Annotated in this window: 20 protein-coding genes and 7 tRNA genes; 19 read left to right on the plus strand and 8 right to left on the minus strand. The window is 48.8% G+C overall.

All coding sequences use genetic code 11. The features are described 5' to 3' along the window. The first annotated feature begins 3 nt into the window (after nt 1–3). Nucleotides 4–1,389 carry a cysteine--tRNA ligase gene (cysS, locus tag BV405_RS12285; protein WP_086481200.1) on the plus strand — a complete coding sequence of 462 codons (1,386 nt, stop codon included), beginning with the start codon at nt 4–6 and terminating at the stop codon, nt 1,387–1,389. 142 nt (nt 1,390–1,531) lie between these two features. Here cysS and folD read toward each other — a convergent pair whose 3' ends face one another. Then, nucleotides 1,532–2,389 (minus strand): bifunctional methylenetetrahydrofolate dehydrogenase/methenyltetrahydrofolate cyclohydrolase FolD, encoded by an 858-nt coding sequence (gene folD, locus BV405_RS12290; RefSeq protein WP_086481201.1) that lies wholly within the window; start codon nt 2,387–2,389, stop codon nt 1,532–1,534. Between the two features lie 221 nt (nt 2,390–2,610). Here folD and BV405_RS12295 point away from each other — a divergent pair. The 13 genes from BV405_RS12295 to BV405_RS12355 all read left to right on the plus strand — a co-directional run bounded on the left by BV405_RS12295 (nt 2,611) and on the right by BV405_RS12355 (nt 12,091). Next, nucleotides 2,611–2,687 (plus strand) — tRNA-Pro (locus BV405_RS12295). A 16-nt stretch (nt 2,688–2,703) separates the two neighbouring features. Next, nucleotides 2,704–2,780, plus strand: a tRNA-Arg gene (locus BV405_RS12300). Between the two features lie 47 nt (nt 2,781–2,827). Further along, nucleotides 2,828–2,903: transfer RNA gene (locus BV405_RS12305), tRNA-His, on the plus strand. Nucleotides 2,904–2,962: 59 nt separating this feature from the next. Further along, nucleotides 2,963–3,039 (plus strand) — tRNA-Pro (locus BV405_RS12310). Nucleotides 3,040–3,071: 32 nt separating this feature from the next. Next, nucleotides 3,072–3,147 (plus strand) — tRNA-His (locus BV405_RS12315). 30 nt (nt 3,148–3,177) lie between these two features. Continuing rightward, nucleotides 3,178–3,254 (plus strand) — tRNA-Pro (locus BV405_RS12320). Nucleotides 3,255–3,508: 254 nt separating this feature from the next. Next, entirely contained in the window at nt 3,509–4,828 is a 1,320-nt protein-coding gene (gene tig, locus BV405_RS12325; RefSeq protein ID WP_086481202.1) for a trigger factor, read from the plus strand. Between the two features lie 79 nt (nt 4,829–4,907). Next, a complete protein-coding gene (gene clpP / locus BV405_RS12330; RefSeq protein WP_086481203.1) occupies nt 4,908–5,525 on the plus strand; it encodes an ATP-dependent Clp endopeptidase proteolytic subunit ClpP in 618 nt (205 codons plus the stop codon). Nucleotides 5,526–5,590: 65 nt separating this feature from the next. Beyond that, on the plus strand, nt 5,591–6,874 hold the full coding sequence (gene clpX / locus BV405_RS12335; protein ID WP_086481204.1) for an ATP-dependent Clp protease ATP-binding subunit ClpX: 1,284 nt from the start codon (nt 5,591–5,593) through the stop codon (nt 6,872–6,874). A 219-nt stretch (nt 6,875–7,093) separates the two neighbouring features. After that, the gene (gene lon, locus BV405_RS12340) at nt 7,094–9,517 is read left to right on the plus strand and encodes an endopeptidase La (RefSeq protein ID WP_086481205.1); all 2,424 of its coding nucleotides are present in this window, start codon (nt 7,094–7,096) and stop codon (nt 9,515–9,517) included. Between the two features lie 119 nt (nt 9,518–9,636). After that, complete coding sequence (locus tag BV405_RS12345) at nt 9,637–9,909, plus strand: HU family DNA-binding protein (RefSeq protein ID WP_028303739.1); 273 nt, start codon at nt 9,637–9,639, stop codon at nt 9,907–9,909. A gap of 25 nt (nt 9,910–9,934) precedes the next feature. Further along, nucleotides 9,935–10,011: transfer RNA gene (locus BV405_RS12350), tRNA-Asp, on the plus strand. Between the two features lie 220 nt (nt 10,012–10,231). Continuing rightward, nucleotides 10,232–12,091, plus strand: coding sequence for a SurA N-terminal domain-containing protein (locus BV405_RS12355; protein WP_086481206.1), 1,860 nt, complete (start codon nt 10,232–10,234; stop codon nt 12,089–12,091). Between the two features lie 66 nt (nt 12,092–12,157). Here BV405_RS12355 and BV405_RS12360 read toward each other — a convergent pair whose 3' ends face one another. The 7 genes from BV405_RS12360 to gloB form a co-directional block, all read right to left on the minus strand. Continuing rightward, complete coding sequence (locus BV405_RS12360) at nt 12,158–12,940, minus strand: phosphatase PAP2 family protein (RefSeq protein WP_086481207.1); 783 nt, start codon at nt 12,938–12,940, stop codon at nt 12,158–12,160. A gap of 43 nt (nt 12,941–12,983) precedes the next feature. Continuing rightward, a complete protein-coding gene (locus tag BV405_RS12365; protein ID WP_086481208.1) occupies nt 12,984–14,507 on the minus strand; it encodes an ABC transporter ATP-binding protein in 1,524 nt (507 codons plus the stop codon). A gap of 1 nt (nt 14,508) precedes the next feature. Continuing rightward, complete coding sequence (locus tag BV405_RS12370; RefSeq protein ID WP_217895651.1) at nt 14,509–15,570, minus strand: ABC transporter permease; 1,062 nt, start codon at nt 15,568–15,570, stop codon at nt 14,509–14,511. A gap of 22 nt (nt 15,571–15,592) precedes the next feature. Next, nucleotides 15,593–16,690, minus strand: coding sequence for a microcin C ABC transporter permease YejB (locus BV405_RS12375; RefSeq protein WP_086481210.1), 1,098 nt, complete (start codon nt 16,688–16,690; stop codon nt 15,593–15,595). Between the two features lie 92 nt (nt 16,691–16,782). Continuing rightward, nucleotides 16,783–18,627, minus strand: a complete 1,845-nt coding sequence (locus BV405_RS12380) for an extracellular solute-binding protein (protein ID WP_086481211.1) — start codon at nt 18,625–18,627, stop codon at nt 16,783–16,785. Nucleotides 18,628–18,805: 178 nt separating this feature from the next. Beyond that, nucleotides 18,806–20,485 (minus strand): lytic transglycosylase, encoded by a 1,680-nt coding sequence (locus BV405_RS12385; protein WP_245832317.1) that lies wholly within the window; start codon nt 20,483–20,485, stop codon nt 18,806–18,808. Between the two features lie 29 nt (nt 20,486–20,514). Next, the gene (gloB, locus tag BV405_RS12390) at nt 20,515–21,276 is read right to left on the minus strand and encodes a hydroxyacylglutathione hydrolase (RefSeq protein ID WP_086481212.1); all 762 of its coding nucleotides are present in this window, start codon (nt 21,274–21,276) and stop codon (nt 20,515–20,517) included. A 248-nt stretch (nt 21,277–21,524) separates the two neighbouring features. On the opposite strand from gloB, the gene BV405_RS12395 reads away from it, so the two are divergent. The 5 genes from BV405_RS12395 to BV405_RS12415 all read left to right on the plus strand — a co-directional run bounded on the left by BV405_RS12395 (nt 21,525) and on the right by BV405_RS12415 (nt 25,447). Further along, complete coding sequence (locus tag BV405_RS12395) at nt 21,525–22,331, plus strand: class I SAM-dependent methyltransferase (protein ID WP_086481213.1); 807 nt, start codon at nt 21,525–21,527, stop codon at nt 22,329–22,331. A 147-nt stretch (nt 22,332–22,478) separates the two neighbouring features. Further along, nucleotides 22,479–22,922 carry a ribonuclease HI gene (rnhA, locus tag BV405_RS12400; RefSeq protein ID WP_086481214.1) on the plus strand — a complete coding sequence of 148 codons (444 nt, stop codon included), beginning with the start codon at nt 22,479–22,481 and terminating at the stop codon, nt 22,920–22,922. Between the two features lie 77 nt (nt 22,923–22,999). Further along, nucleotides 23,000–23,707: a DNA polymerase III subunit epsilon gene (dnaQ, locus tag BV405_RS12405; protein ID WP_086481215.1), complete on the plus strand. Its 708-nt coding sequence runs from the start codon at nt 23,000–23,002 to the stop codon at nt 23,705–23,707. A 40-nt stretch (nt 23,708–23,747) separates the two neighbouring features. Beyond that, nucleotides 23,748–24,533 carry a hypothetical protein gene (locus BV405_RS12410; RefSeq protein WP_086481216.1) on the plus strand — a complete coding sequence of 262 codons (786 nt, stop codon included), beginning with the start codon at nt 23,748–23,750 and terminating at the stop codon, nt 24,531–24,533. Next, nucleotides 24,533–25,447 (plus strand): type II secretion system protein N, encoded by a 915-nt coding sequence (locus BV405_RS12415; RefSeq protein ID WP_086481217.1) that lies wholly within the window; start codon nt 24,533–24,535, stop codon nt 25,445–25,447. Before BV405_RS12410 ends, BV405_RS12415 begins: the two co-directional genes overlap by 1 nt. Nucleotides 25,448–25,470: the final 23 nt, after the last annotated feature.

The following is a 25,470-nucleotide window of genomic DNA, read 5'->3' on the forward strand; positions in this document are numbered from 1 at the left end:
GGCATGTTACAGATCTACAACACCATGACGCGCAAAAAAGAGGTTTTTACACCGATTGATGCGAACAAGGTACGCATGTATGTCTGTGGTATTACGGTTTACGACCTGTGCCATATTGGTCATGCCCGGGTGATGGTGGGGTTCGATATGATCACCCGCTATCTGCGTCATCGTGGTTACGACGTCAATTACGTGCGTAACATTACGGATGTTGATGACAAAATTATCCGTCGTGCCGGTGAAAATGGTGAGCCTGTTGAGGTGCTGACTGAGCGTATGATTCAGGCGATGCATGATGACGAAGACCGTCTGAATGTGCTGCGCCCGGATCATGAGCCTCGTGCGACACACCATATTCAGGATATTCTGGATATGGTTCAGACCCTGATTGAAAAAGGTTTTGCCTACGCTGCGGATAACGGTGATGTTTATTACCGGGTTAATAAGTTTGAAGGCTACGGCAAGCTGACCAATCGTAATCTTGAAGATATGCAGGCCGGTGCCCGTATTGATGTTCAGGATGCCAAAGAAAATCCAATGGATTTTGTGCTTTGGAAGGCGGCTAAAGAGGGTGAAGTCAGCTGGGATTCTCCTTGGGGTAAAGGTCGCCCTGGTTGGCATATCGAGTGTTCTGCTATGTCGACCTGCTGTCTGGGTAATCACTTTGATATTCATGGTGGTGGTCCGGATCTGCCGTTCCCGCACCATGAGAATGAGATTGCCCAGTCTGAAGCGGCGACTGGTGAGACCTATGCTAACACCTGGATGCATGCTGGCGCTGTGCGGGTTGATCAGGAGAAGATGTCCAAATCTTTGGGTAACTTCTTCACCATTCGTGAGGTATTGGATAAATACAATCCGGAGGTAGTACGTTACTTCCTGTTGTCCAGTCACTATCGTAGCCCGATCAACTATTCAGAAGACGGTCTGAAATCTGCGCGTCAGTCGCTGGAGCGTTTTTATACCGCTCTGCAGGGTGTAGATGCCGTTGAAGTGAAGCCTGAAGGTGAGTGGGTTGAGCGTTTCAAAACTGCGATGGATGATGATTTCAATACTGCAGAGGCTTTTGCGGTATTGTTTGATCTGGCCAAGCAGTTGAACATCGCTAAAAAAGAGGGTGATGTTGCTGGTGCAGCTCAATTAGCCGGAACACTGCGTCTTTTTGGTGATGTCTTGGGTCTTTTCTATCAGGATGCGGATGCGTTTCTGAAAGGCGAGCCTCAAACGGATGGTTTGTCAGAAGAAGAGATTGAATCTCAAATCGAAGCACGTAATCAGGCGCGTAAGAATAAAGATTTTGCCGAGTCTGATCGCATTCGGGATGCATTGGCGGAGCAGGGTATTATTTTGAAAGACTCCCGTGAAGGAACCAGCTGGGTTCGCGAATAAGCTGATTTGTCATCTTGTTGGGAGGCTGCATTTGATAGATAAGTAGTCCTCTCTGAGGTGTCGGTCTTATTCAGGACGGGACAGGGTGAATAAAAAAGGGGATGCCAATTGGCATCCCCTTTTTTGTGCTGAAGCTGATGGGTTACTCAGCGTCATGCATCTCTGCGGCCTGCAGGGTGTTTTCCAGCAGAGCTGCGCGGGTCATTGGGCCTACTCCACCAGGAACCGGGGTGATCCAGCTGGCGCGGGTTGCAGCGACATCGTACTCAACATCGCCTACCAGTTTGCCGTCTTCTTGGCGGTTGATGCCTACATCAATAACGATGGCGCCTTCTTTTACCCATTCACCTTTAACCAGGCCCGGTTTGCCAACAGCAACAACCAGTACGTCAGCTTCAGAAACCTCTTTTTCAAGGTTCTTGGTGAAGCGATGGGTAACGGTAACTGTGCAGCCTGCCAGAAGCAGTTCAAGTGCCATTGGGCGGCCAACAATATTTGAAGCGCCGACGATGGTTGCTTTCAGGCCGTGCATGTCAACACCGGTGCTTTCCAGAAGGGTAACAATACCTTTTGGAGTGCATGGGCGAAGAACCGGCAGGCGTTGCGCCAGGCGACCCAGGTTATAGGGGTGGAAGCCATCAACATCTTTGTTCGGCTGAATGCGTTCCAGGATCAGATCTGAATCCAGGTGGGCAGGCAGAGGCAGCTGAACCAGAATGCCGTCAACCTCAGGGTTGCTGTTCAGATTATCAACCAGCTTCAGGAGTTCATCCTGAGAAGTTGATGCAGGCATATCATAGGAGAAGGATTTGAAACCGGCTTTTTCGCAGTCGGCTTTCTTGTTACGTACATATACTTCGGAAGCCGGATCTTCACCAACAAGTACAACGGCTAAGCCGGGTACGCGCTGACCATTGGCAACACGTTGTTGTACTTTAGAGGAGATAGAATCGCGGATGTCTTGCGCAATCTGTTTGCCATCAATAATTTTGGCGTTCATCTTTTGGAGGTGCTCCTGCCCATGCTGTGTGACTGATATATCTATTTTCGCATGTTCCCCGTTGCGGGGGAATATCCAAGGCCAATGTCTTGTATCTAAATGAAAAACTTAAATTTTTTTTAAAATTAGTGTTGACGAGCTTTGTAGGTGTGTATAAAATGCGCCCCATGTTGAGACGGCCACTCACGGAAGCCAATCAATAGTGTTAGTCGAAAGTAAGTCGGGATATAGCGCAGTCTGGTAGCGCGCCTGCTTTGGGAGCAGGATGTCGGGGGTTCGAATCCCTCTATCCCGACCATTTTTGGACTTGTAACGCGCCTATAGCTCAACCGGATAGAGCAACGGCCTTCTAAGCCGTAGGTTGCAGGTTCGAGTCCTGCTGGGCGCGCCAGTGTTCAGTTCGACGTTTTGCTGAATGAGTAGTCATTTGGTTCGGTGGTGAGCGTAGCTCAGTTGGTAGAGCCCCGGATTGTGATTCCGGTTGTCGTGGGTTCGAGTCCCATCGTTCACCCCAGTTTCTGCTTCGGCAGAGTGTTGTAAGCAGCTTGGGTTAATCTTCTGAGTTGTTGAAGTCGGGATATAGCGCAGTCTGGTAGCGCGCCTGCTTTGGGAGCAGGATGTCGGGGGTTCGAATCCCTCTATCCCGACCATCTTTTCTACCCATGCTTTTGCATGTTTTGTGGTGAGCGTAGCTCAGTTGGTAGAGCCCCGGATTGTGATTCCGGTTGTCGTGGGTTCGAGTCCCATCGTTCACCCCATTCTCTTCGAGAATGATCAGATTTATATGTCGGGATATAGCGCAGTCTGGTAGCGCGCCTGCTTTGGGAGCAGGATGTCGGGGGTTCGAATCCCTCTATCCCGACCATCTCTTTTCTTATCTGTTGTATCTCATCTCTTCTTTATTTAATTCCTGTAACGCTTTGATTTATATCGCCTTTGTGTGTTTACTGTGAATCTGGCCGTCAGATATCTGAAGTCTGAATCTTTTTGCTATTTCTTTTCTCTTCAGATGCCCTGAAAGAGCGATAACCGCTTGCTTGCGAGTGTTTCTGCTCTTAAAATCTCACTCTTTCGGCTTATCTATAAAGAAGCATTAAAAAAGTATTGCGAGGATTTTTCATGCAAGTTTCCGTTGAAACGACTTCTGGTCTTGAGCGTCGCGTCACAATTCAGGTGCCAGCAGCGCAAATTGATGAAGCAGTTGAACAGCGTCTGCAGCAGACTGCTAAAAGCGCACGTATCAACGGCTTCCGTCGTGGCAAGGTGCCAATGAGCTTTGTTCGTCGTCAGTATGGCAACGAAGTGCGTGCAGAGGTTGTTTCTGAAGTTATGCGTACCAAGTACGTTGAAGCAATCACTCAGGAAAAGCTGAACCCAGCTGGTTTCCCTGAAATCGATGCTTCTGTAAACGAAGCAGGTAAAGACCTGGAATTCGTTGCAACTCTGGAAGTTTACCCAGAAGTTGAAGTTGGTTCAGTAGCAGATCTGTCTGTAGAGAAGCCAGTTGCTTCTGTATCTGACGAAGATCTGGACAAAATGATCGAAGTTCTGCGTGAGCAGCAAGCTAAGTGGAACGAAGTTGACCGTGCTGCAACTGAGCAGGATCAGGTTAATATCGATTTTGAAGGTTTCATCGACGGTGAAGCTTTTGAAGGTGGTAAAGCAGAAGGTCACGACCTGGGTCTGTCTTCCGGTACTTTCATTCCGGGCTTTGAAGCTCAGCTGGTAGGTACTAAAGCAGGTGAAGAGAAAGACGTAAACGTAACTTTCCCTGAAGATTACCAGGCTGAACAGCTGAAAGGTAAAGATGCAGTATTCAAAGTTAAAGTGAATAAAGTATCTGAACAGCAGAAACCTGAGCTGAACGATGACTTCTTCAAGCTGTACGGCGTTGAAGAAGGTGGTCTGGAAGCTTTCCGCGCTGATGTTAAGAAAAACATGGAGCGTGAGCTGGAACAGACTATCAAAAACAAAGTTAAAGAACAGATCGTAACTGCTCTGGTTGAGCGTAACGAGTTCGATGTTCCTAAGGCTCTGATCAGCAACGAAATCGATGCTCTGCGTCAGCAAGCTGTTCAGCAGTTCGGTGGTCCTTCTAACTTTGATGCGTCTGCGCTGCCTGCAGAGCTGTTCCAGGAGCAGGCTGAGAAGCGTGTTAAACTGGGTCTGCTGATGGCTTCTGTTGTTGAAGCTAAAGAACTGAAGGCTGATGAAGCTGCGATCCGCGCTTATGTAGAAAAACTGGCTGAGTCTTATCAGGATCCTCAGCAGGTTGTTGATTACTACATGAACAACGAGCAAATGCGTCAGCAGCTGGAATCTGCAGTGCTGGAAGAGCAGGTTGTTGAAAATCTGCTGAACGAAGCATCTGTAAATGAAGTAGAAATGTCTTACGACGATGCTATTAAGCCAGCTGAGAAAAACGCTGAAGCTGCTTAATCTGCAAATATCGTTTTGACGACTTCATGGCCTGACCTCTATTATGGGGGTCAGGCATTTTTACTAAGGGAATATGCATATGAGCAATCCGCACGAGATTATGAATTCTGGCCTGGTGCCAATGGTTGTTGAGCAATCATCACGGGGCGAGCGTGCATACGATATTTACTCACGTCTCTTAAAAGAACGTGTGATCTTTCTGGTTGGACCTGTTGAAGATCACATGGCAAATTTAGTCGTCGCTCAATTGCTGTTTTTAGAGTCCGAGAACCCGGATAAAGATATCCATCTGTACATCAACTCTCCGGGCGGCTCTGTAACTGCAGGTATGTCGATCTATGACACCATGCAGTTTATCAAACCAGATGTCAGCACTATGTGTATCGGTCAGGCGGCAAGTATGGGCGCGCTTTTACTGGCTGGTGGTGCTGAAGGTAAGCGTTACTGTCTGCCACACTCCCGAATGATGATTCACCAGCCTTTAGGTGGTTTCCAGGGACAGGCGTCTGACATTGAGATCCATACCCGCGAAATTCTGACGATTCGTGAGAAGCTGAATAAGGTTCTGTCTCATCACACCGGTAAGCCGATCGATGAGATCGCTAAAGATACCGACCGTGATAACTTCATGGATGGTGAGACTGCAGTAGAATACGGGCTGATTGATAAAGTACTGAATCAGCGAACGCAGGGCTGATTCAGCGCTGTTGAATTTTAGCGGTGGCCTGCGTGGCTGCCGCGACTGAGTAACCGAGGTAACGAATGGGCCAAAATGATTCCGGTAATGATGGCGGCAAGCTGTTGTACTGCTCATTCTGCGGAAAAAATCAGAATGAAGTACGCAAGCTGATTGCCGGCCCTTCTGTTTATATCTGCGACGAATGTGTTGATCTGTGTAATGACATCATTCGCGAAGAGATTGCTGAAGATAAACCAGAGACTGAATCTGAGCGTTTACCTGTTCCTAAAGAGATTCGCTCAACTCTGGATGAGTATGTTATTGGTCAGCCTAAAGCTAAGATGACTCTGGCTGTGGCGGTTTATAACCACTACAAGCGTCTGCGTCATGGTGGTCGTTCTAAAAACGATGTTGAACTGGGCAAGAGTAATATTCTTCTGATTGGCCCGACCGGTAGTGGTAAAACTCTGCTGGCTGAGACTCTGGCTCGTCTGCTGAATGTTCCGTTTACTATTGCTGATGCGACGACGCTGACTGAGGCGGGCTATGTGGGTGAAGATGTTGAAAACATCATCCAGAAACTGCTGCAGAAGTGTGATTACGATGTAGAGAAAGCTCAGCGCGGTATCGTTTACATTGACGAGATCGACAAGATCTCCCGTAAATCAGATAACCCATCAATCACCCGTGATGTATCCGGTGAGGGTGTTCAGCAGGCGCTGCTGAAGCTGATTGAAGGAACAGTGGCATCTGTACCTCCGCAGGGTGGTCGTAAGCATCCTCAGCAGGAATTCCTGCAGGTTGATACTTCAAATATTCTGTTTATTTGTGGTGGTGCATTTGCCGGTCTTGAGAAAGTGATTCAGGATCGCTCATCCAAAGGCGGTATCGGCTTCTCTGCTGAAGTTCAAAGCAAAGAGCTGGATAAGTCTGTTGGTGCCATGCTGCAGGATGTTGAACCGGAAGATCTGGTTCGCTTTGGCCTGATTCCTGAATTTGTTGGTCGTTTGCCGGTTGTGGCGACTCTTCAGGAGCTGGATGAAGATGCTCTGGTTAAGATTCTTCGTGAGCCTAAGAACGCACTGACCAAGCAGTATGCTAAGCTGTTTGAGATGGAAGACGTTGAACTGGAATTCCGTGACGAGGCGCTTGTTGCTGTTGCACAGAAAGCGATGGAGCGTAAAACCGGTGCTCGTGGTCTTCGTTCGATTCTTGAGTCTGTTCTGCTGCCGACAATGTACGATATCCCTTCCTCGGAGGGGGTGAGTAAAGTTGTCGTCGATGACAATGTCATCCGGGGCGAGTCTGAACCCCTGCTGATATACAGCAATGACAATGCAGATCTGGCCTCCGGTGATAAGGGCTGATTTCTGCATAGAAGAGGGGCCCTGTGGGGCCCTTTTTTTTTGAGTTAAATTGCAGATGGCTATTCTGAGTTAAGTATTGGCTTTATCACCGTGATCTGATGATTATTTTTTTACGTCAGATCAAGGGGTTGTATTATTTTTTAATGTCCCCATCTGCAAATTATAAGTTTTCAACGTATTGGATTGGCCGGTACGTTCCGGTTTAGAGGTGGTTCTGCTATGGAGCAGAAACAAGCAAACGAAATTCTAGAAACGCAGACCCTGCCGCTTTTACCTTTGCGGGATGTGGTTGTTTTCCCACAGATGGTGCTGCCTTTATTTGTGGGTCGTGAGCGCTCTATTCTTGCACTTGAAGCTGCGATGGCTGATGGCAAGAAGGTATTTTTGGCTGCTCAGAAAGAAGCGGGCGTCGATGAGCCCTCTGCAGAAGATCTGTACAACGTGGGTACTGTTGCGTCTGTTCTGCAGCTTTTAAAACTGCCTGATGGCACTGTGAAGGTTCTGATTGAAGGTGACTCTAGAGCGGAGTTGGATGAAATCACCGATAACGGTGATTTCCTTGAGGCAAAAGTTACCTTGAGTTCACAGGAAGAGCTGAGTGACCGCGAGTCTGAGAGCCTGTGTCATGTGCTGATGAACCAATTTGAGCAGTACACTAAGCTCAGTAAGAAGGTTCCGGCAGAAGTTCTGACCTCTCTGAAAAACATCACAGACCCAAGTCGTCTGGTTGATACCATGTCAGCGCATCTGTCTCTGAACGTGGCTGAAAAGCAGAAGCTGTTGGAATCCGCTAATGTGCGTGATCGCATCGAGCAGCTGATGACCTTTATCGAAACGGAAATCGACCTGCTTGAGGTTGAAAAACGGGTTCGTGGTCGTGTTAAGCAGCAGATGGAAAAGAATCAGCGCGAGTATTATCTGAATGAGCAGATGAAAGCTATTCAGAAAGAGATGGGTGAGCTGGATAATGGTGCCTCTGAAGCTGATGAGCTGGCAGAGCGTATCGAAAAGGCTGGTATGCCTAAAGATGCGAAGGACAAAGCGGAAGCTGAACTGAAAAAGCTGAAGATGATGTCCACCATGTCGGCCGAAGCAACTGTGGTTCGCAGCTATATCGACTGGATGGTGAGCCTGCCATGGAAGAAGCGTTCCAAGGTTTCTCACGATATGGAAAAGGCTGAGGAAGTTCTGGAAGCAGATCATTACGGTCTGGAAGAAGTTAAAGAACGAATCCTTGATTACCTGGCCGTGCAAAAGCGCGTTAAAAAGCTGAAAGGCCCTGTTCTGTGTCTGGTTGGCCCTCCGGGAGTGGGTAAAACCTCTCTGGGTCAGTCTATCGCTAAAGCAACCAACCGTAAGTATGTTCGTATGGCGCTGGGCGGTGTTCGTGATGAATCTGAGATTCGTGGCCACCGTCGTACGTATATCGGCTCAATGCCGGGCAAGCTGCTGCAGAAAATGTCCAAAGTCGGTGTGAAAAACCCACTTTTCCTGTTGGATGAGATCGATAAGATGGGTATGGACCATCGCGGTGATCCGGCATCTGCATTGCTTGAAGTGTTGGACCCGGAGCAGAACAGCAAGTTTAACGATCACTACCTGGAAGTGGATTACGATCTGTCCGATGTGATGTTTGTTTGTACTTCGAACTCGATGAATATTCCAGGCCCTTTGCTGGATCGTATGGAAGTAATTCGTCTGCCGGGTTACACCGAAGACGAGAAGCTGGCCATTGCTGAACGTTATCTGGTTAAGAAGCAGTTCGAACAGAATGGTTTGTCTGACAAAGAGCTGGCTTTTGATAAAGAAGCCCTGCTTGAACTGATCCGTTATTACACCCGTGAAGCCGGTGTTCGTGGTCTTGAGCGTGAAATCGCCAAAGTTTGTCGTAAGGCAGTGCGTGAAATTATCAAGCGAGGTTCCGAAGGCTTTAATGATCCAATCCAGTTAACTCAGGAAAAGATCGAAGAGTACTGTGGCGTGCGCAAGTTCAGCTACGGTCTTGCTGATGAAGATAATCAGGTTGGTCGAGTAACCGGTCTGGCCTGGACTCAGGTTGGTGGCGAGTTACTGAATCTTGAAGCGGCTGCGGTTCCGGGCAAAGGTCGTACTATTCAGACCGGCTCTCTTGGCGATGTGATGAAAGAGTCTATTCAGGCTGCGATGACTGTTGTTCGTGGTCGGGCTCAGGGCTGGGGTATCGATCCTGAGTTCTATGAGAAGAAAGATGTTCATATCCATGTGCCGGAAGGTGCGACGCCGAAAGATGGCCCTAGTGCTGGTATCGGTATGGCTACTGCACTGATTTCTGTATTGTCAGGTATTCCGGTCAAGAGTACGGTTGCCATGACTGGAGAGATCACCCTGCGTGGAGAAGTATTACCGATTGGTGGTCTGAAAGAAAAATTGCTGGCTGCCCGCCGTGGTGGTATAAAAACGGTAGTTATTCCTGAGGAGAACCGCAAGGATCTGAAAGAGGTTCCTGACTCCATCAAGGGCGAGCTGGATATTCGTCCGGTCAAGTGGATTGATGAAGTTTTAGAGATCGCTCTGGCAGAAGCTCCGGTCCCTTTTGTAGCGCCTTTAGCCAAGGATGATGCCGCTCAAGGAAAAGATAAAGGATCACAGGCAAGTACTCATTAGATTACTTGACGCTTAGAGGGTCTATTGGTATAAATTGCGCCTGTTTTTTTCTGCGTAAGCCACCAATAATCTACGCATTTGTTTTTGGCCGATTTGGCCGTATTGTTAAGGGGTGAAGAGTGAACAAGTCTGAACTGATTGATGCGATTGCAGCGTCTGCTGATATTCCTAAAGCTGCTGCTGGTCGTGCACTGGACGCAATGATCGAAACTGTATCTGAGTCTCTGCAAAAAGGTGATTCAGTAGTATTGGTTGGCTTTGGTACTTTCTCTGTGAAAGAGCGTGCTGCGCGCACTGGTCGTAACCCTCAAACGGGTGCTCCGATCGAAATCAAAGCTGCTAAAGTACCTAGCTTCAAGCCAGGTAAAGCTCTGAAAGACGCTGTAAACTAAGATTCTTTCTTAGCGTAAAGGGTTTGGACCGGTAGTTCAGTTGGTTAGAATACCGGCCTGTCACGCCGGGGGTCGCGGGTTCGAGTCCCGTCCGGTCCGCCAAATAAAAAAGCACATCTTCGGATGTGCTTTTTTTATGCCTGAAATAAGGGAGGCAGTTCATTGGCACCCTTATTCCGTAGCCTGGCTGGCTCTGTTGTAATTCCTGTCTGAATTTGTACCGCTAATTGTTGTCACAGCATTTTGTATTACTGCTCAGACAGTTATAATCATTGGAATTTTTCTAACAATTCATAATTCAGAACCCAAAAGAGACACTTAAATGCTTCAGAACATCAGGGACAAGTCATCCGGCTGGGTGGTTAAATTCATCGTAGGTTTTATTATTCTGACCTTTGCGATGTTTGGTCTGGACGCCATTGTTGGGGCGTTCACCGGTGGTGGCGATGAGGTTGCCACAGTCAACGATAAGAAAATCAGCCGTTATGAGCTGGAGATTTCCACTCAACGTCAGGTGCGTCAGGCTCTGTCTCAAATGGGGCCGGATGCTGATCCGTCTGCTCTTAACGAAAACCTGATTCGTCAGCGCGCCCTGCAGACTCTGATCAACCGCGAAGCGGCACTTCAGGCAGCACAGGATGGCGGTTTGACAGTCAGCGAACTTCAGATCGACCGTCTGATTCTGTCTACTCCTGAATTCCGTGGTCCTGATGGCCAGTTCAGTGCGGATCAGTTCCAGATGATGCTGCGTAACGTTGGTATGGCTCCACGTCAGTTCCGTGAAGAGCTGCGTAAAGATGTGCTGATCAATCAGCTGCAGGGTGGTGTTAGCCTGAGCGAGTTTATGCCGGAGAAATATATCCGTCAGGTGATTGCTCTGGATAGCCAGACCCGTGACCTGCGTTTTGTTGCTCTGAAAGCTGATCAGCAAAAAGGTATCACTGTTTCTGACGCCGAGATCGATACTTACTATCAGAATAACCAGCAGGCGTTTGCGCTGCCTGAGCGCGTTAAGCTGAACTACATCCAGATTAGTCAGGATGATTACGTTGCTGAAGCGGTGGTTTCTGAAGAAGCACTGCAAAGTGCCTACGCGAGTTACCAGCAGCGTAGCGCCAGTCAGGCGAGCTATTATGCTTCTCACATCCTGCTGGATACTGAAAGCCGTTCGGAAGAGGAAGCGGTAGCCGAGCTGGAAAAAGTGAAAGCTCGTGTTGAGCAGGGTGAATCCTTTGCTGAACTGGCTAAAGAAGTTTCTGAAGATGTTGGTTCCTCTGCTGATGGCGGTAAGCTTGGTCTGGTTGAGCCTGATAGCTTCGATGCAGACTTTGAAAACGCTCTGTTTGCACTGGAAGAAGGTCAGGTTTCTGCACCGGTAGTGACTGAATTTGGTGTTCACCTGGTTTATCTGGATAAGAAGGAGACTGTTGCTCTGGCATCCTTTGAAGAGATGAAGCCGACTCTGGAAGCGGATCTGAAAGCTAAAAAAGCAGCTGAGAAATACCTGCTGCTGACAGAAGAGCTGGCAAACGCTAGTTTTGCCTCTAAAGACCTTCAGGAGCCAGCTAAAGAGCTGAAGCTGGCAGTCGAAAGTACTGACTTCTTCTCCGCACAGGGTGGTGAGGGTATTACTTCTCATCCTGCAGTTGTACGCGCGGCGTTCTCTGATCTGGTTAAGCAGGAAGGTGCAAACAGCGATCTGATTGAACTGGATGACCATAATGCTGTTGTTATTCGCGCTGTTGATGTCAAAGAGCCTTCAGTACGTCCGCTGGATGAGGTTGCGGATCAGATCCGACAGACGCTGACGATTGAGAAGCAGGTTGCAGCGGTTGAGGTTGTTGCTAGCGAGCTGATTGCTCAGTCTGCAAACTCTGATCTTGAAGCAGCAGCAAAGGCTTCCAAGCTTGCTGTTGAATCAGCGAAAGCGGTTTCCCGTGTATCTCAGGATGTGCCTCGTGTAGTTGTTCAGCAAGCCTTTGCACAACCTAAGGGTTCGGTGGAAAAGGTTGTAGCGGGCGATACTGTATATCTGGTTGAGGTGACCGGTGTGGAGCAGCCAGAGATGTCTGAAGAGATTGTTACTTTCTATGAGCAGGCAATCCAGCTGTCTCAGGCGCGTAACACCACTCAGCAGCTGCGCACCGCAATTACTGATCAGGCTGACGTAACCCGTCTGTAAATGCTTGGTGAGAATTGAACGAAAAAGGAAGCTCAATGAGCTTCCTTTTTTATTGTCTGTTGATTGTTAAATTAAAGGCTTCTTCCTTTCTTTCAGCGCCTTTATACAGCCTAGGAAACTTACCGTTAATGCGAGGTAAATAGCGATGAGGGAAGGTAGATTTTCGCCAGAATAAGGCAAAGGCTTAACGATAAAGTATGCTGATATAAAGCAGATCAGGCACAAGCTCAGAATCCTGTAGCCAATCTCTTTCGCCTCAGCTTCATGGCTATTTCTATAGCTGCTTAGGCGTGTTATCAGAAAAGGGCGTGTTATCAACAAAGCTCCGAAATACCCCATACCAAGGCCTATTAAAGCCCCCCAGATGAGGTCTAAGGGCCAGTGAACGCCAATGGCCACCCTTGAAAGCCCTATCAAAATGGCGAGCAATGAAATCCCCAGCCTTAAGGTTTTTGTACGTAGGAAGATCCAGGCTGTTCCGGCAATAAAAAAGCCCGTTGCCGTATGTCCGGAGGGTCTTGCCGGTGATGTGATATTCGTTTCGATAAAGTGGAAAGACGCTTTATCAAGAATCAGGTGAGGGCGAAGCACATCCAAAGAATGTTTAAGCCCATAAATTATCAGAGTGCATAGTAAACCTGAGATCAGAAGATGCACTGCAAGCTTAGGTCGCTTGGGCAGTAACAGGCAAAGCAGGGCTGCACCGGCCAGAGTGCTGCCGAGGTTGGTAATATTGATCCAAAAAAAGTCTGGCAGTTGGCTTAAAAAAGCATTCAGAGTGAAGAACATGCTTTGATTACGCTCTTCTGCGACAAAGAGCCCGGCAAAAGCCAGCGTTAGCAGAAGCATCAGGATGCTTCTGCTAACGCGAAACGATTGCTCAGAGTCGCAATCAGGTGACGTTTTCTGTTTCCTGCAAACTATTTTCTTGATCAAGTCGAATTACCTTGTGGCACATGGACAGAGCGACTGTTGGATCATGGGTGATCAGGATATAGCTGATCTGGCGTTTGATCTGAAGGGATTTCAGCAGTTCCACCACCTGTTTCTGAACGCTTTTATCCAGTGCCGAGGTAGGCTCGTCCAGCACGATCAGAGATGGCTTCAGAATCAGTGCGCGGGCAATAGCGATACGTTGCCGTTGACCGCCTGAAAACTCATGGGGATAGCGATAACGGGTGTCAGGATCGAGCCCTACCTCCAGCATGGCTTGAGCTACTGCTTGTTCAATCTCATCATCAGAGGCCGGATAATGGACTCTCAGCCCCTCGGCGATAATGTCGCCCACAGTCATTCTCGGGCTCAGACTGCCAAAGGGATCCTGCAGTACCACCTGAATCTCTTTGCGCATCTGACGCATCTCTTCAGTGGAAAGCTGGTTAAGATCTTTGCCATCAAAATGGATCTGACCATCACTATTGATTAGCTGCAAAATCGCCATGCCCAGCGAGGTTTTTCCGGAGCCGCTGGCACCCAGAAAGCCAATACATTCCCCTTGTCGCAGATTAAATTTCGCCCCTGTGACAGCCTTGATGTGACCGGTTACTCGCTTCAGAAGTCCGGTTCGGATTGGATACCAGACGTTTAGCCCTTTAACCTTCAATAGCTCTGGTGCATCCGGCTGTATCGGAACCGGCTCACCATCGGGATCTGCCGCCAGCAACATGCGGGTATAGTCCTGTTTCGGTTGGGAAAAGATCGCTTCCGTTGAATCCGATTCAACAACCTGTCCCTGTTGCATAACACAAACCCGGTCAGCGTAATCCCGGACAATATTGAGGTCATGGGTGATCAGCAGTACCGCCATCTGGTATTTCTGCTGCAGATCTTTGATCAGATCGAGGATCTGAGTCTGAATCTGCTGATCCAGTGCGGTGGTTGGTTCATCGGCAATCAGCAGCTCAGGTTCATTGGCGATCGCCATGGCGATCATCACCCGCTGCCGTTGCCCGCCCGAGAGTTGGTGGGGCAGGGTATCAAAACGCTGTTCAGCGTTGTCGATACCCACTTCCTGCAGGCGTTTAACCACTTCGGCAAACACCTCTTTTTTGCCCATGGGGCGGTACAGCTGAATGATTTCGGCAATCTGTTTACCGATACTGTGCAGCGGGTTTAACGATGACATGGGTTCCTGAAAAATCACCGAGATACGCTCACCGCGCAGGCGCATCAGCTCTTTTTCACTTAACTGATGCAGCTGCAGGCCATCAAACTGAATCTCGCCGGACAGGAGGCTGGCATTAGCGGGTAGCAGGCGGGGGATGCTCAGCGCTGACAGAGATTTTCCGGAGCCACTTTCGCCCACAATACCTAACGTTTCGCCTCGGGCGACACTGAAGGAGACCTGTTTGACCACAGGATCCGCATTGCCAAAGGCCAATGTCAGCTCTTTGACCTCTAAGAGGGATGGATTCATCTCACAGGCCTCCTGTATGGCGTGGATCGAAGGCATCGCGAACCCCTTCGCCGATAAAGACCAGCAGTGTCAGCATGCCGGAGAGCACCACAAAGGCGGTAATACCGAGCCAGGGCGCGTGCAGATTGGCTTTGCCCTGGGCGACCAGTTCACCCAGTGATGGTGAGCCCGGTGGCAGACCAAAACCGAGGAAATCCAGCGCAGTCAGGGTGGTGACACCGCCGGTAAAGATAAAGGGCATAAAGGTCATGGTGGCGACCATGGCGTTGGGCAGCATGTGTCGCCACATAATCAGCCGGTTAGGCACGCCTAATGCCTTGGCTGCCGTGACATACTCCAGATTCCGGCAGCGCAGAAACTCCGCCCGTACCACATCCACCAGTGCCATCCAGCTGAACAACAACATAATGCCCAGTAACCACCAGAAATTGGGCTCAACAATACTAGAGAGAATAATCAGGATAAAAAGGGTTGGCAGGCCAGACCAGATCTCGATAAAACGCTGGCCAAGCAGGTCGATCTTGCCACCAAAAAAGCCCTGAATTGCACCGACAAACACACCAACAAGCGTACTGCCAATGGTCAGCGCTATGGCAAACAGCAGAGAGATGCGAAAACCGTAGATCACTCGTGCCAGCACATCACGGCCCTGATCGTCGGTGCCCAGCCAGTTTTCTGCACTTGGCGGGCTGGGTGCGGGCTGATCCAGCTGATAATTGATGGTGTCGTAACTGAAAGGAATCAGAGGCCACAGCATCCAGCCTTCCGATTCGATCAGTTCCTGAATGTAGGGATCGGTATATTCAGCTTCAGTGGTGAAGTCACCGCCAAACCGGGTTTCCGAGTAAACCTCCAGGGTTGGTGTAAACCATTCACCCTGATATCGGATCAGCAGAGGTTTGTCGTTAGCGATTACTTCGGCAAACAAGGTCAGTACAAATAGCAGGCTGAAAATAATCAGAGCCCAGTAACTGCGACGGTTCTGGCGGAAACTTCTTATCCGGCGCAGAGTAATGGGAGAGGGGATCCAGCCCAGTTTCTGTGTAAGGTTTTTCTTCTGCATTGTGGATGATGTCTCGTTCATATCAGCGATTCTGTCCTTCAAAGCTGATTCTCGGGTCCACCATAATGTAGGTGATGTCGCTGATCAGTTTCAGCAGCAGGCCGATCAGGGTAAAGATATAGAGAGTGCCAAAAATCACCGGATAATCCCGCTGCATCACAGCTTCAAAACCCAGAAGGCCCAGGCCATCAAGGGAGAAGATCACCTCAATCAGCAGGGAGCTGGAGAAGAAAATACCGATCAGCGCAGCAGGCATACCGGCAATAATCAGCAGCATGGCATTACGAAAAATATGGCCGTACAGGACGCGTTTTTCCGACGCGCCTTTGGCACGGGCGGTCATCACGTATTGCTTGTTGATCTCATCCAGAAAGCTGTTTTTGGTCAGCATGGTTAGGGTGGCAAAGCTTGAGATCACAGAAGCCAGCACCGGCAGAGTGATATGCCACAAATAGTCGGTAATCTGGCTGTACCAGGGCAGTTGATCAAAGTTTTCTGAGGTCAGTCCCCGTAGCGGGAACCAGTCGAGATAACTGCCTCCGGCAAAAACAACAATTAACAGAATGGCAAACAGGAAGTTGGGGATGGCATAACCGACAATAATCACACCTGATGACCAGACATCAAAGGGTGAACCATGCTGCACCGCTTTACGGATGCCTAGCGGGATGGAAACTCCGTAGACAATCAGTGTTGTCCAGAGTCCCAGAGAGATGGAAACCGGCATCTTTTCCAGAATCAGATCCAGTACCGGTTTGTCCCGAAAGAAGCTGTCACCAAAATCAAAGGTCAGATACTGACCAATCATTTGGAAAAAACGCTCGTGCGCCGGTTTGTCGAAACCAAATTGCTGCTCGATCTCTTTAATCAGCGCAGGATCAACCCCTTGTGCTCCTCGATAATCAGAACCCGAACTGGAACCTGAGTTTTGTGACTGTAGCTCGGTTTGTTCACCGGAGCCGATACGAGTGCTGGACTGACTGTCCATGCCGTCCAACTGGGCCAGAACCTGCTCAACAGGGCCGCCGGGAGCAGCCTGAACAATAATAAAGTTGAGTAGCATAATGCCGAACAGAGTCGGAATCATCAGCAGTAAACGGCGGGCGATGTAGCTCCACATAGGGAATCCTGATAGTGCAGAAGGTGCTTCAAATTGGCGATGCCCCTGAGTTCTGATTTAAAGTCAGTCCCAGGGTTTAAAGGCTTAATGGTTTACTTATCCTGATACCACCAGGTATCGGTTGCCAGCTGGTAAGGTGGCGTGTTTTCAGGGTGTTTAATACGATGGTCAAAGGCGACCCGGTACTGTGTAATTCCCCAATGCGGTACAACGTAGTGTCCCCAGAGCAGTACACGATCCAGAGCACGGGTTGCAGTAACCAGAGCTTGTCTGTTCTCCGCAGTGATCACTTTTTCCACCAGTACATCTACCACAGGATTTTTAATGCCAATGATGTTGCCTGAGTTTTCTTTGTCAGCATATTCCGAGTGCCAGAATTCCCGCTGCTCGTTACCCGGAGAATTCGATTGCCCGATGCTGTAAACGATCATATCGAAGTCGAATCCACGAACCCGATTGATATATTGGGTGGTGTCAACGATACGGATATTTAGCGTAATACCGAGGCGCTCCAGATTCTTTTTGTAAGGATGCACAACTCGTTCGAAGGTTGAATCGTAGAGCAGCATCTCGATCTCAACCGGGTTGCCATTCTGGTCAACTCGTTTGCCATCTTTTACCTTCCATCCGGCCTGACCCAGCAAGCGTGTAGCCTGTCGCAGTTCGTTGCGGATGTTGCCATCGCCTCGGGTTTTGTTCAGTTTGAATTCTTTGCTGAAAACTTCTTTGGGTAGCTGGTCTTTAAAAGGCTCCAGTAACGCTTTTTCCTCTGCTGAAGGTAGTCCTTTGGCAGCCAGTTCAGAATTGGAAAAATAGCTTTCTGTGCGGCTGTAGGCACCATAAAACAGGTTCTGATTGGTCCATTCGAAATCAAAGGCCAGATTCAGAGCCTGACGAACCCGAATGTCCTGAAACTTGTCACGACGCAGGTTGAAGGTGAATGCCTGCATACCGGTTGGATTCTTGTGATCGATGCTTTCCTTAGCGATACGGCCTTCTTTCAGTGCGGGAGAATCGTAGGCTGTCGCCCAGAACTTGGAGCTGTTCTCCTGACGGTAATTCAGATCGCCAGCCTTGAAGGCTTCAAGTGCAACTGTGCTGTCACGGTAATATTCGAAAGCCAGTTTATCGAAGTTATGACGACCTGCATTAATGGGCAGGTCTTTTCCCCAATAATTCTCAACACGCTGATAGTGAATAGAGCGTCCGCTGTCAACTTTGGCGATTTTATAGGGACCAGAACCCACAGGAGGCGTCAAAGTCGTTTTGCTGAAGTCTTTATCTTGCCAGTAATGTTTTGGCAGTACCGGAACCTGACCAATAATCAGAGGCAGTTCACGGTTTTTAGTCGATTTGAAATTAAAGCGAACTGTTTGTGAGCCGGTTTTCACAATTTCAGCAATATCGGCATAGTAAGCACGATAGAAGGGGCGGCCTTTTTCCCGAAGGGTGTTAAAAGTGAAAATAACATCTTCGGGCGTTACCGGTTTGCCATCATGGAAGCGGGCTTCCTTGCGCAATTCGAACTCAACCCAGCTGTTATCTTCAGCTCGGGTCACCGTTTCTGCCAGCAGTCCGTATTCAGAGAAGGGTTCATCTGCTGAAGACTCCATCAGTGAATCGTAAATCAGGCCGATACCGGTTGCCGGTACACCTTTAATGATAAAAGGATTCAGGGAGTCAAAAGTGCCAAGAGCAGCTTGTTTGAGTGTGCCGCCTTTGGGGGCGTCCGGATTGACGTAATCGAAGTGAGAAAAATCGGCGGGGTACTTTAAGTCGCCGTGCATCGCCAATCCATGTTGTGGCGTTGCGGCGAGAGCGATGCTGGAGGCGGTCAGAGCAAAACAGGCCAGTGTTGCTTTAGCCAACTGCTGTACTTTGGTTTGAACCTTGCTTTGGTGACTTAACCTTGTTGCTTGCTTCAATGTGTTGAGCATAGTCGTGGGCTCCTGCCGATTTTCTTATATTCTTCAATAGGCTACGAAGATTTTAGTCTAGCTAAGAGAATACGGATCTCTGAATGATAGGCAACAAAAAAGGGTGCGTTGCACCCTTTTTTGTTGCGTCTTTTGTCCTGTGCGACAGATAAGACTGAAATATATGCTTCTGGTTCAATTAGTGGCTGCGGGTTACATCCACGTAAAGAGTCAGGCTCTGACCCGGTTGCAGATATTTACGCTTATCAATCTTATTCCAGCTGACAATCTGTTTTACGCTGACATTAAACTTGCCCGCGATTCGAGCCAGAGAGTCGCCCTGACGTACTTTGTAACCGACCCGACGAATGATCTTACGGTTTTTCGCATTGTTGCTGACAGCGCGGTCCGCTTTGGACCAGATCACCAGCTTTTTACCCGGCATTAGCGGATCAGTTGGCGCCATGCCGTTCCAGCGAGCCAGCTCACGCACACCAACTTTGTGCTTACGGGAAAGCCCCCAGAAGCTGTCGCCGGGTTGAACATAATATTCAATCTTGTTGCCACCTGTGTTGCTGCGGTCATAGCTCTGTTTGCGTTTCAAACGTTGGCTGGAGCTAAGGGCGTAGTGGCTGGCGCTGGCTTTCGGAATCGGAATCAAAAGCTTACTGCCAGCACGGATCGAGTTGCCGCGCATCTGATTGGCATCGCGAATCAGCTCAGGGGTGGTTCGGAAACGCTTGGCGATGCTGATCAGGCTGTCACCGGACTCAACTTTATAGCGCTGCCATGCAATACGGTTTTTAGGCGGAACCTTCTGCAGGTTTTCACGGAAAATTTCTGCATTCTCAATTGGAACCAGCAGGCGGTGCGGGCCGTTAGGCGATGTTGCCCATTGGCTGTAGCCGGGGTTCAGCAGGTACAGCTCATTGATTGTGATATCCGCCATCTTGGCTGCCTGAGCCAGATCAATCTGGGCTTCGGTATCCACCGCTGCAAAATAGGCTTCATTCGGGATATGGCGTAACTTGATGCCATATTCATCCGCATGCTTAACCAGTTTGGCCAGAGCGATCAGCTTAGGGACATAAGCTTTGGTTTCATCCGGTAGTTTAAGAGCCCAGTAACTGGTGGATTTGCCCGCTTCACGGTTTTTTCGGATCGCACGGTTAACGGTGCCACCACCGGAGTTGTAAGCTGCCAGTGCGTGCATCCAGTCACCATCAAAACGACGGGCCAGACGATCCAGATAGGTCAGCGCCGCGTCGGTAGAGTCCAGTACATCGCGGCGACCGTCATACCACCAGTCGTTTTCGATGCCGAAATATCGGGCTGTAGACGGGATAAACTGCCACATTCCGGATGCGCGGCCGTGGGAATACGCAAAAGGATCGTAAGCACTCTCTACGATTGGTAGCAGTGCCAGTTCGCCCGGAAGGTTGCGTGCTTCCACTTCTTCAACCACATGGAACATGTAGCGTTCTGCTCGGGTGAATACGCGCTCGAGGTAGCGAGGGTGGCGTTTGTACCAGTTCAGCTGGGCTTCAATGCGAGGATTGTTGATCTCAAGGTCCAGCTTGAAGCTCTGCAACAGGCGATCCCACAGGTTGAACTGTGGTAGAGTCGGCGATTCCCATGAGCGCCACTCGGTGCCGGGGTTTTCAAAACTTGGGTTTGAAAGCCCCAGATCCTGAATGGTTTGTTCGCTCTGAGCACGATAAGCGTTCAGAGAGATAAAGTGTTCATCTGCCGGGGCAACCGCGGAGTTGGCAACCGGCTCTTCCTGATTAGGTTTTGTGGTGATACAGCCGCTTAATGCCAATGACAAGGTGAAGGGTAAGAGGCAAAAACCGGCTTTTTTGATTTTGTTAACCATCATAAATTAGAAATAACTGAGTACAGTCCTGATTAAAAATTGTCTTTCCACTGACGAATCGCGGCAAAAACTTCAACAGGATCAACAACTAACGTGCCCGATTGCTCCGTTGCGGCAGCGATAACCGGGGGCTGGTGACTTCTGAGGAACGGATTATGACATTTTTCAGCGCCAATTGTCGTGGGTAAAGTCGGTAAATTCCTGTTACGAATCTGATCTGTTTTATGAACAGCGTTAAGCACGTAAGGGCTGTCAGGCTCTACCGCGGAAGCAAATTTCAGGTTGGACTGAGTGTACTCATGGGTCGGGAAAACCTTGGTGTCATCCGGTAGTGCGGCAAGCTTTTGCAGAGAGGAATACATCTGCTCTGGTGTGCCTTCAAAAATCCGTCCGCAGCCAGCATAGAATAGAGTGTCGCCACAAAACAGAGTTTGCTCGGATTCAGAATAGAAACCGATATGATCCAGTGTGTGTCCCGGAATGGACAGTGTGGAGAACTCCACATCCAGAACATTTATCGAGTCACCCTGAGTTAATACGTTGTCCGTACAGTCTTTTACATCCGCACCGTAAGCCTCAACCGAATAGTTTTCTTTCAGTTGCTTGACGCCACCCGTATGGTCTTTGTGATGATGAGTGATCAGAATGCCCTTAAGAGACAGCTTTTCCTGAGAGAGGTATTCGATGACAGGTGTTGCATCCCCGGGGTCGACAACCCAGGCATTGTTGTCGCTGTTAGTGATAATCCAGATATAGTTATCATTGAATGCAGGAATCGGTTTAATCTCTAACATATTGAACTCTCTGGCTAGGGCTGTGATCTTAATTAACAACGACAGTGATTGATCGTGTTAACTGTTTGTTTTTCATCATAATGACTCAGGCGCACATGGTCTTTCAATAGCGAAAGAGTAGTTGGTTCCGTTATGCTGAAAAGTCCATGAAGCTAACCGGCGGGTTCAGACCGTGCCTTTACTCATTCATCGGGCGGGTTGTCTTCGGACGGTGCGATAAAACAGAATTCCCATAAGGTGTAATCCGCGTGAAATTTATCGGTTTAAGAAAAGATAAGCGAACATTGGCGGCATTCTCCGAAGCGCTTGAATTATGGTGGCGGCAGCCTTTAGGGCGGGAGCTTTTTGAGGCTGAGTCTGCGCGTCTTGAGCCTTTTCTGGCGAAAACCTTTGGTTATCACTTTCTGAATCTGGGTGTTTCTCCTCACGTTAGTCTAGAGCACTTGTCACCGATTAAGCATCCGATGGTATGGAGTCCTGCGTTGGTAACGGATGCCGGTGATTCGGTGCTGGTTTCTAAGGCCGATGCTCTGCCTCTTCCTGATGACAGTATCGATGTCGTGTTGCTTCACCATCTTTTGGATTTTGTTGAAAATCCGCACATGGTTCTGCGTGAAGCTGCCCGGGTTACTCAGCATAAGGGACATCTTATTATTGTTGGATTCAATCCCATCAGCAGCTGGAATGCGTGCCGCTTAGTTCGGTCTCGTAAGAAAGTCCCCTGGGGCGGGCGTTTTATTGGTCTGGGACGTTTGAATGACTGGCTGACGCTGTTGGATTACCGGATTGAGGATGTCGAGACAGTAATGCTGCGTCCGGCGATCAATAATCGTCGTTGGCTGGAACGAAGCCGTTGGCTGGATTCTGTCGGGGTTCTGAATCGTTTTGGGGCTGCTTATATTGTCTGGGCGAAGAAAGAGGTTGGCTGTGCAACACCGATCCGAAAACGCTGGCAACAGAATCAGTTTATTCCCGGTGTTGTGACATCGGCATCTAATAAAGGCATGAGTCGACCGAAGGTTGCACGCCGGTCAATGCAAAAACGCCGCCCCTAGTTTGGCTGAACTCTTGCGTAGCAACTCGCTATTTTTATCCGCTAAGTCATTTTATTTGTTAATATTTCCCTTTTTCTAAGAGCCGGATTAAGTTCAATCAAGGATGTGTAGGCCTTGGTGAGGATTAAGGCGTAAACAGGTGTTGTTTTGAGTAAGCTCGTTCGAATTTTTACCGACGGTGGCTGTAAAGGAAATCCCGGCCCGGGTGGCTGGGGCGCTATTCTCTATTACGGCGATGCAAAAAAAGAGATTAAAGGCTCGGAGCCTGAGACCACCAATAATCGTATGGAGTTGATGGCGGCGATTCAGGCACTTGAGTTACTGAAAAGACCTTGCGAGATTGAGTTAACAACAGACTCTCAATACCTGCGTCAGGGTATTACCCAGTGGATCCATAACTGGAAGAAACGGGGCTGGAAAACAGCAGATAAGAAACCGGTAAAGAATCAGGATCTGTGGCAGCGACTTGATGAAGCAGTTGCCCAGCACCAGGTTAAGTGGTCATGGGTTAAAGGGCATGCGGGTCATCCTGATAATGAACGGGCCGACGAACTTGCCAACGAAGCGATCGCTGAACTGTTGGCGAAGTAACCTTTTATTTGAACAGAGGCACACTCATCTGAGATGTTGCCTGCTTTACAGTACAAGAGTTTTTGAGAACAGAGCCCATGAGACAAGTTGTACTTGATACCGAAACCACAGGCCTTGAAGCGTCCCAGGGACACCGCATTATTGAAATCGGTTGTGTTGAACTGATTAACCGTAAATTTACTGGCCGTACCTACCATCAGTACATCCATCCTCAGCGTGAAATCGATGCAGAAGCGCAGGAAGTTCACGGCATCTCTCTTGAGTTTTTGAGCGATAAACCTGTCTTTGCTCAGGTGGCTCAGGAATTTTTTGATTTTATTCGTGGCAGTCAGTTGGTCATTCATAACGCTCCCTTCGATGTGGGCTTTATGGACCATGAGTTCAAATGGCTTGATGAAGCCACCGGGTCAAACTTTGGCAAGACAGAAGATCATTGCCAGATTCTTGATACCCTGGTGATGTCCCGTCAGATGCATCCTGGTTCTCGTCACTCGCTGGATGCTCTCTGTAAAAAGTACGATATCGACAACTCCCATCGTGAGCTGCATGGGGCTTTGCTGGATGCCGAGATTCTGGCAGATGTTTATCTGCGGATGACCGGCGGTCAGACAGATCTGAAGCTGGTTGCTGAAAGTGAAGAGGGGGGGAATGATCATTCTGATGTGACAGCGATCCATCGTTTGTCTGCTGATCGTCGACCTTTACCTGTTCTGATAGCTTCGGAAAATGAATTAGTAGCACATCAGGAAAAAATTACTAAGATTGAAGGCCTTTGGAATCGTTAAGATTTGAGTTGCTTATACGTTTATTGTAGGAAAGGGATATATGGGTAAACTCTCGGAGTTTTTTCCAGGGAAGTGGGTGAAACGAATTCTGCCTTTGGCATTTGTAATGGGGCTTCTGGCTAACTTTCCCGCTTCAGTCGTTTGGAATTATATAGAACCTGAGCTTCAGTTGCCTCATCAGGTTTCTGTTGAAGCAGTCAGTGGTTCTGTCTGGCGTGGAGAAACAGTTTTTTCTGTTCTCAATCAAGGGCAAAGGTTGCAATTGAAAGGGAAGTGGAGGCTAGGCTTCTCTTCATTTTTGGACTCTGGGGAGTTGCTCTCCTTTACCCTGATCCATCCCGGGACAGAGTTGAAATTTTCGGCCTCGCCAAGTCTGAGCTTTACTTCTGTTACTGGCCAGCTATCGGGTTATCTTCATCCCTTGCTGATCAATCCGTTTTTAAAACAGAATAAGGCATGGATATCCGGTAATGCTTCAATCAATAATTTGTCATTCCGTGTTACCAATGGCCGTCCGGATTTTGTGCGGGGTGCCGTTATTTGGCAAGGCGGGGATACTTATTTCATTCCACCCGGAGGTAAATTGCCTCAGCTTATTCAGTATCCTCAACTGGCTATTAAAGTATCTACAGAAACAGATGGAACTGTTAAGGCTAAAGTGACCACTTTGAATGAAGATGCTCCTTTGATAGAGGCTAATCTCAAGAAAGATGGTTGGTTGTCTGCTCAGGTTTTTGGGCGTCTTAAACAAGCTGTCCCGGATCTTCCTGTGCCAAGAAAGCCAGTCGATCAGGCTCTGGTTAAGTACAAGGAGAAGGTGTTCTGATGTTAAAACTTCAAAGCATGCTTGCTCCTATTAGTGGTTGTGTTCTGGTTGTCGTTATTGGGTGGCAGTCTGGTGCTCTCGTGGGGCAGGAGTTTGCTAAAGAGGGGAAGGCTGAATTATCCAATCAGGTGGTTGAATCCTGGCTAATTGCAGGTCAAAGACCTCAGGTTACTTCCCAGGTGTTAGCTTATGATCGCCTTTTTGTTGAGAAGGAAAAGACTCCCGAGCCAGTAGCCGTTCCCAAGACGCCTCTGAAAATGGTTTTGAGTGCCGTTTTTGTCGCCCCCAATGCTATAGACTCCGGGGCGATTATTGCGACACTTAATACTAATGCCAGCTATTACAAGGTGGGTGATGAGGTTGAGAGCGGTATTTATCTGAAAAGTGTGCATGAAGATCATGTTGTGCTGGATCGGAATGGTAGCCCCGAGGCGCTTTACTTTAAAGAATCTACAAGTTCAGGTGGTTTATCCAGTGTTGCCGAACCTCGTGTTCAGTCCAGAGTGACACCGTCTTTGCCTGCCCGCCCTGTTAGTGAGCCTGTTCAGCCAAAAGCGGTGCGCGATCTGCCTCAGACGGAGCTTGGTGGTGATATTCGCAGGCTGAACGCGGCTGCCTTTATGCGTAAATATCAGCAGAAAATGGAACAGGATCCTTCAGCATTGTTCAGTGAAGCTGGAATAACCCCTGCAACCGGTGGCGGGTATCGGTTAGGAGATAGCCCTTATGCTTCCTTGCTGACGGCGGCAGGTTTAGAGATGGGCGATGTCATTTTGTCGGTTAACGGTTCTCAGTTAGGTGATCCTCAATCTGACGCTCAATTGCTTGGTAAACTGTCACAGCAAAATGAGGTAGAAGTGATGATTAAGCGTGGATCCCGACAGTTTTCGGTCACTTTTCCTATAAGTCGTTAATCTTATTATCTTTTTGATTTAAT

The sequence above is a fragment of the Oceanospirillum sanctuarii genome (assembly GCF_002150805.1).
GTDB classification, from domain to species: domain Bacteria; phylum Pseudomonadota; class Gammaproteobacteria; order Pseudomonadales; family Halomonadaceae; genus Oceanospirillum; species Oceanospirillum sanctuarii.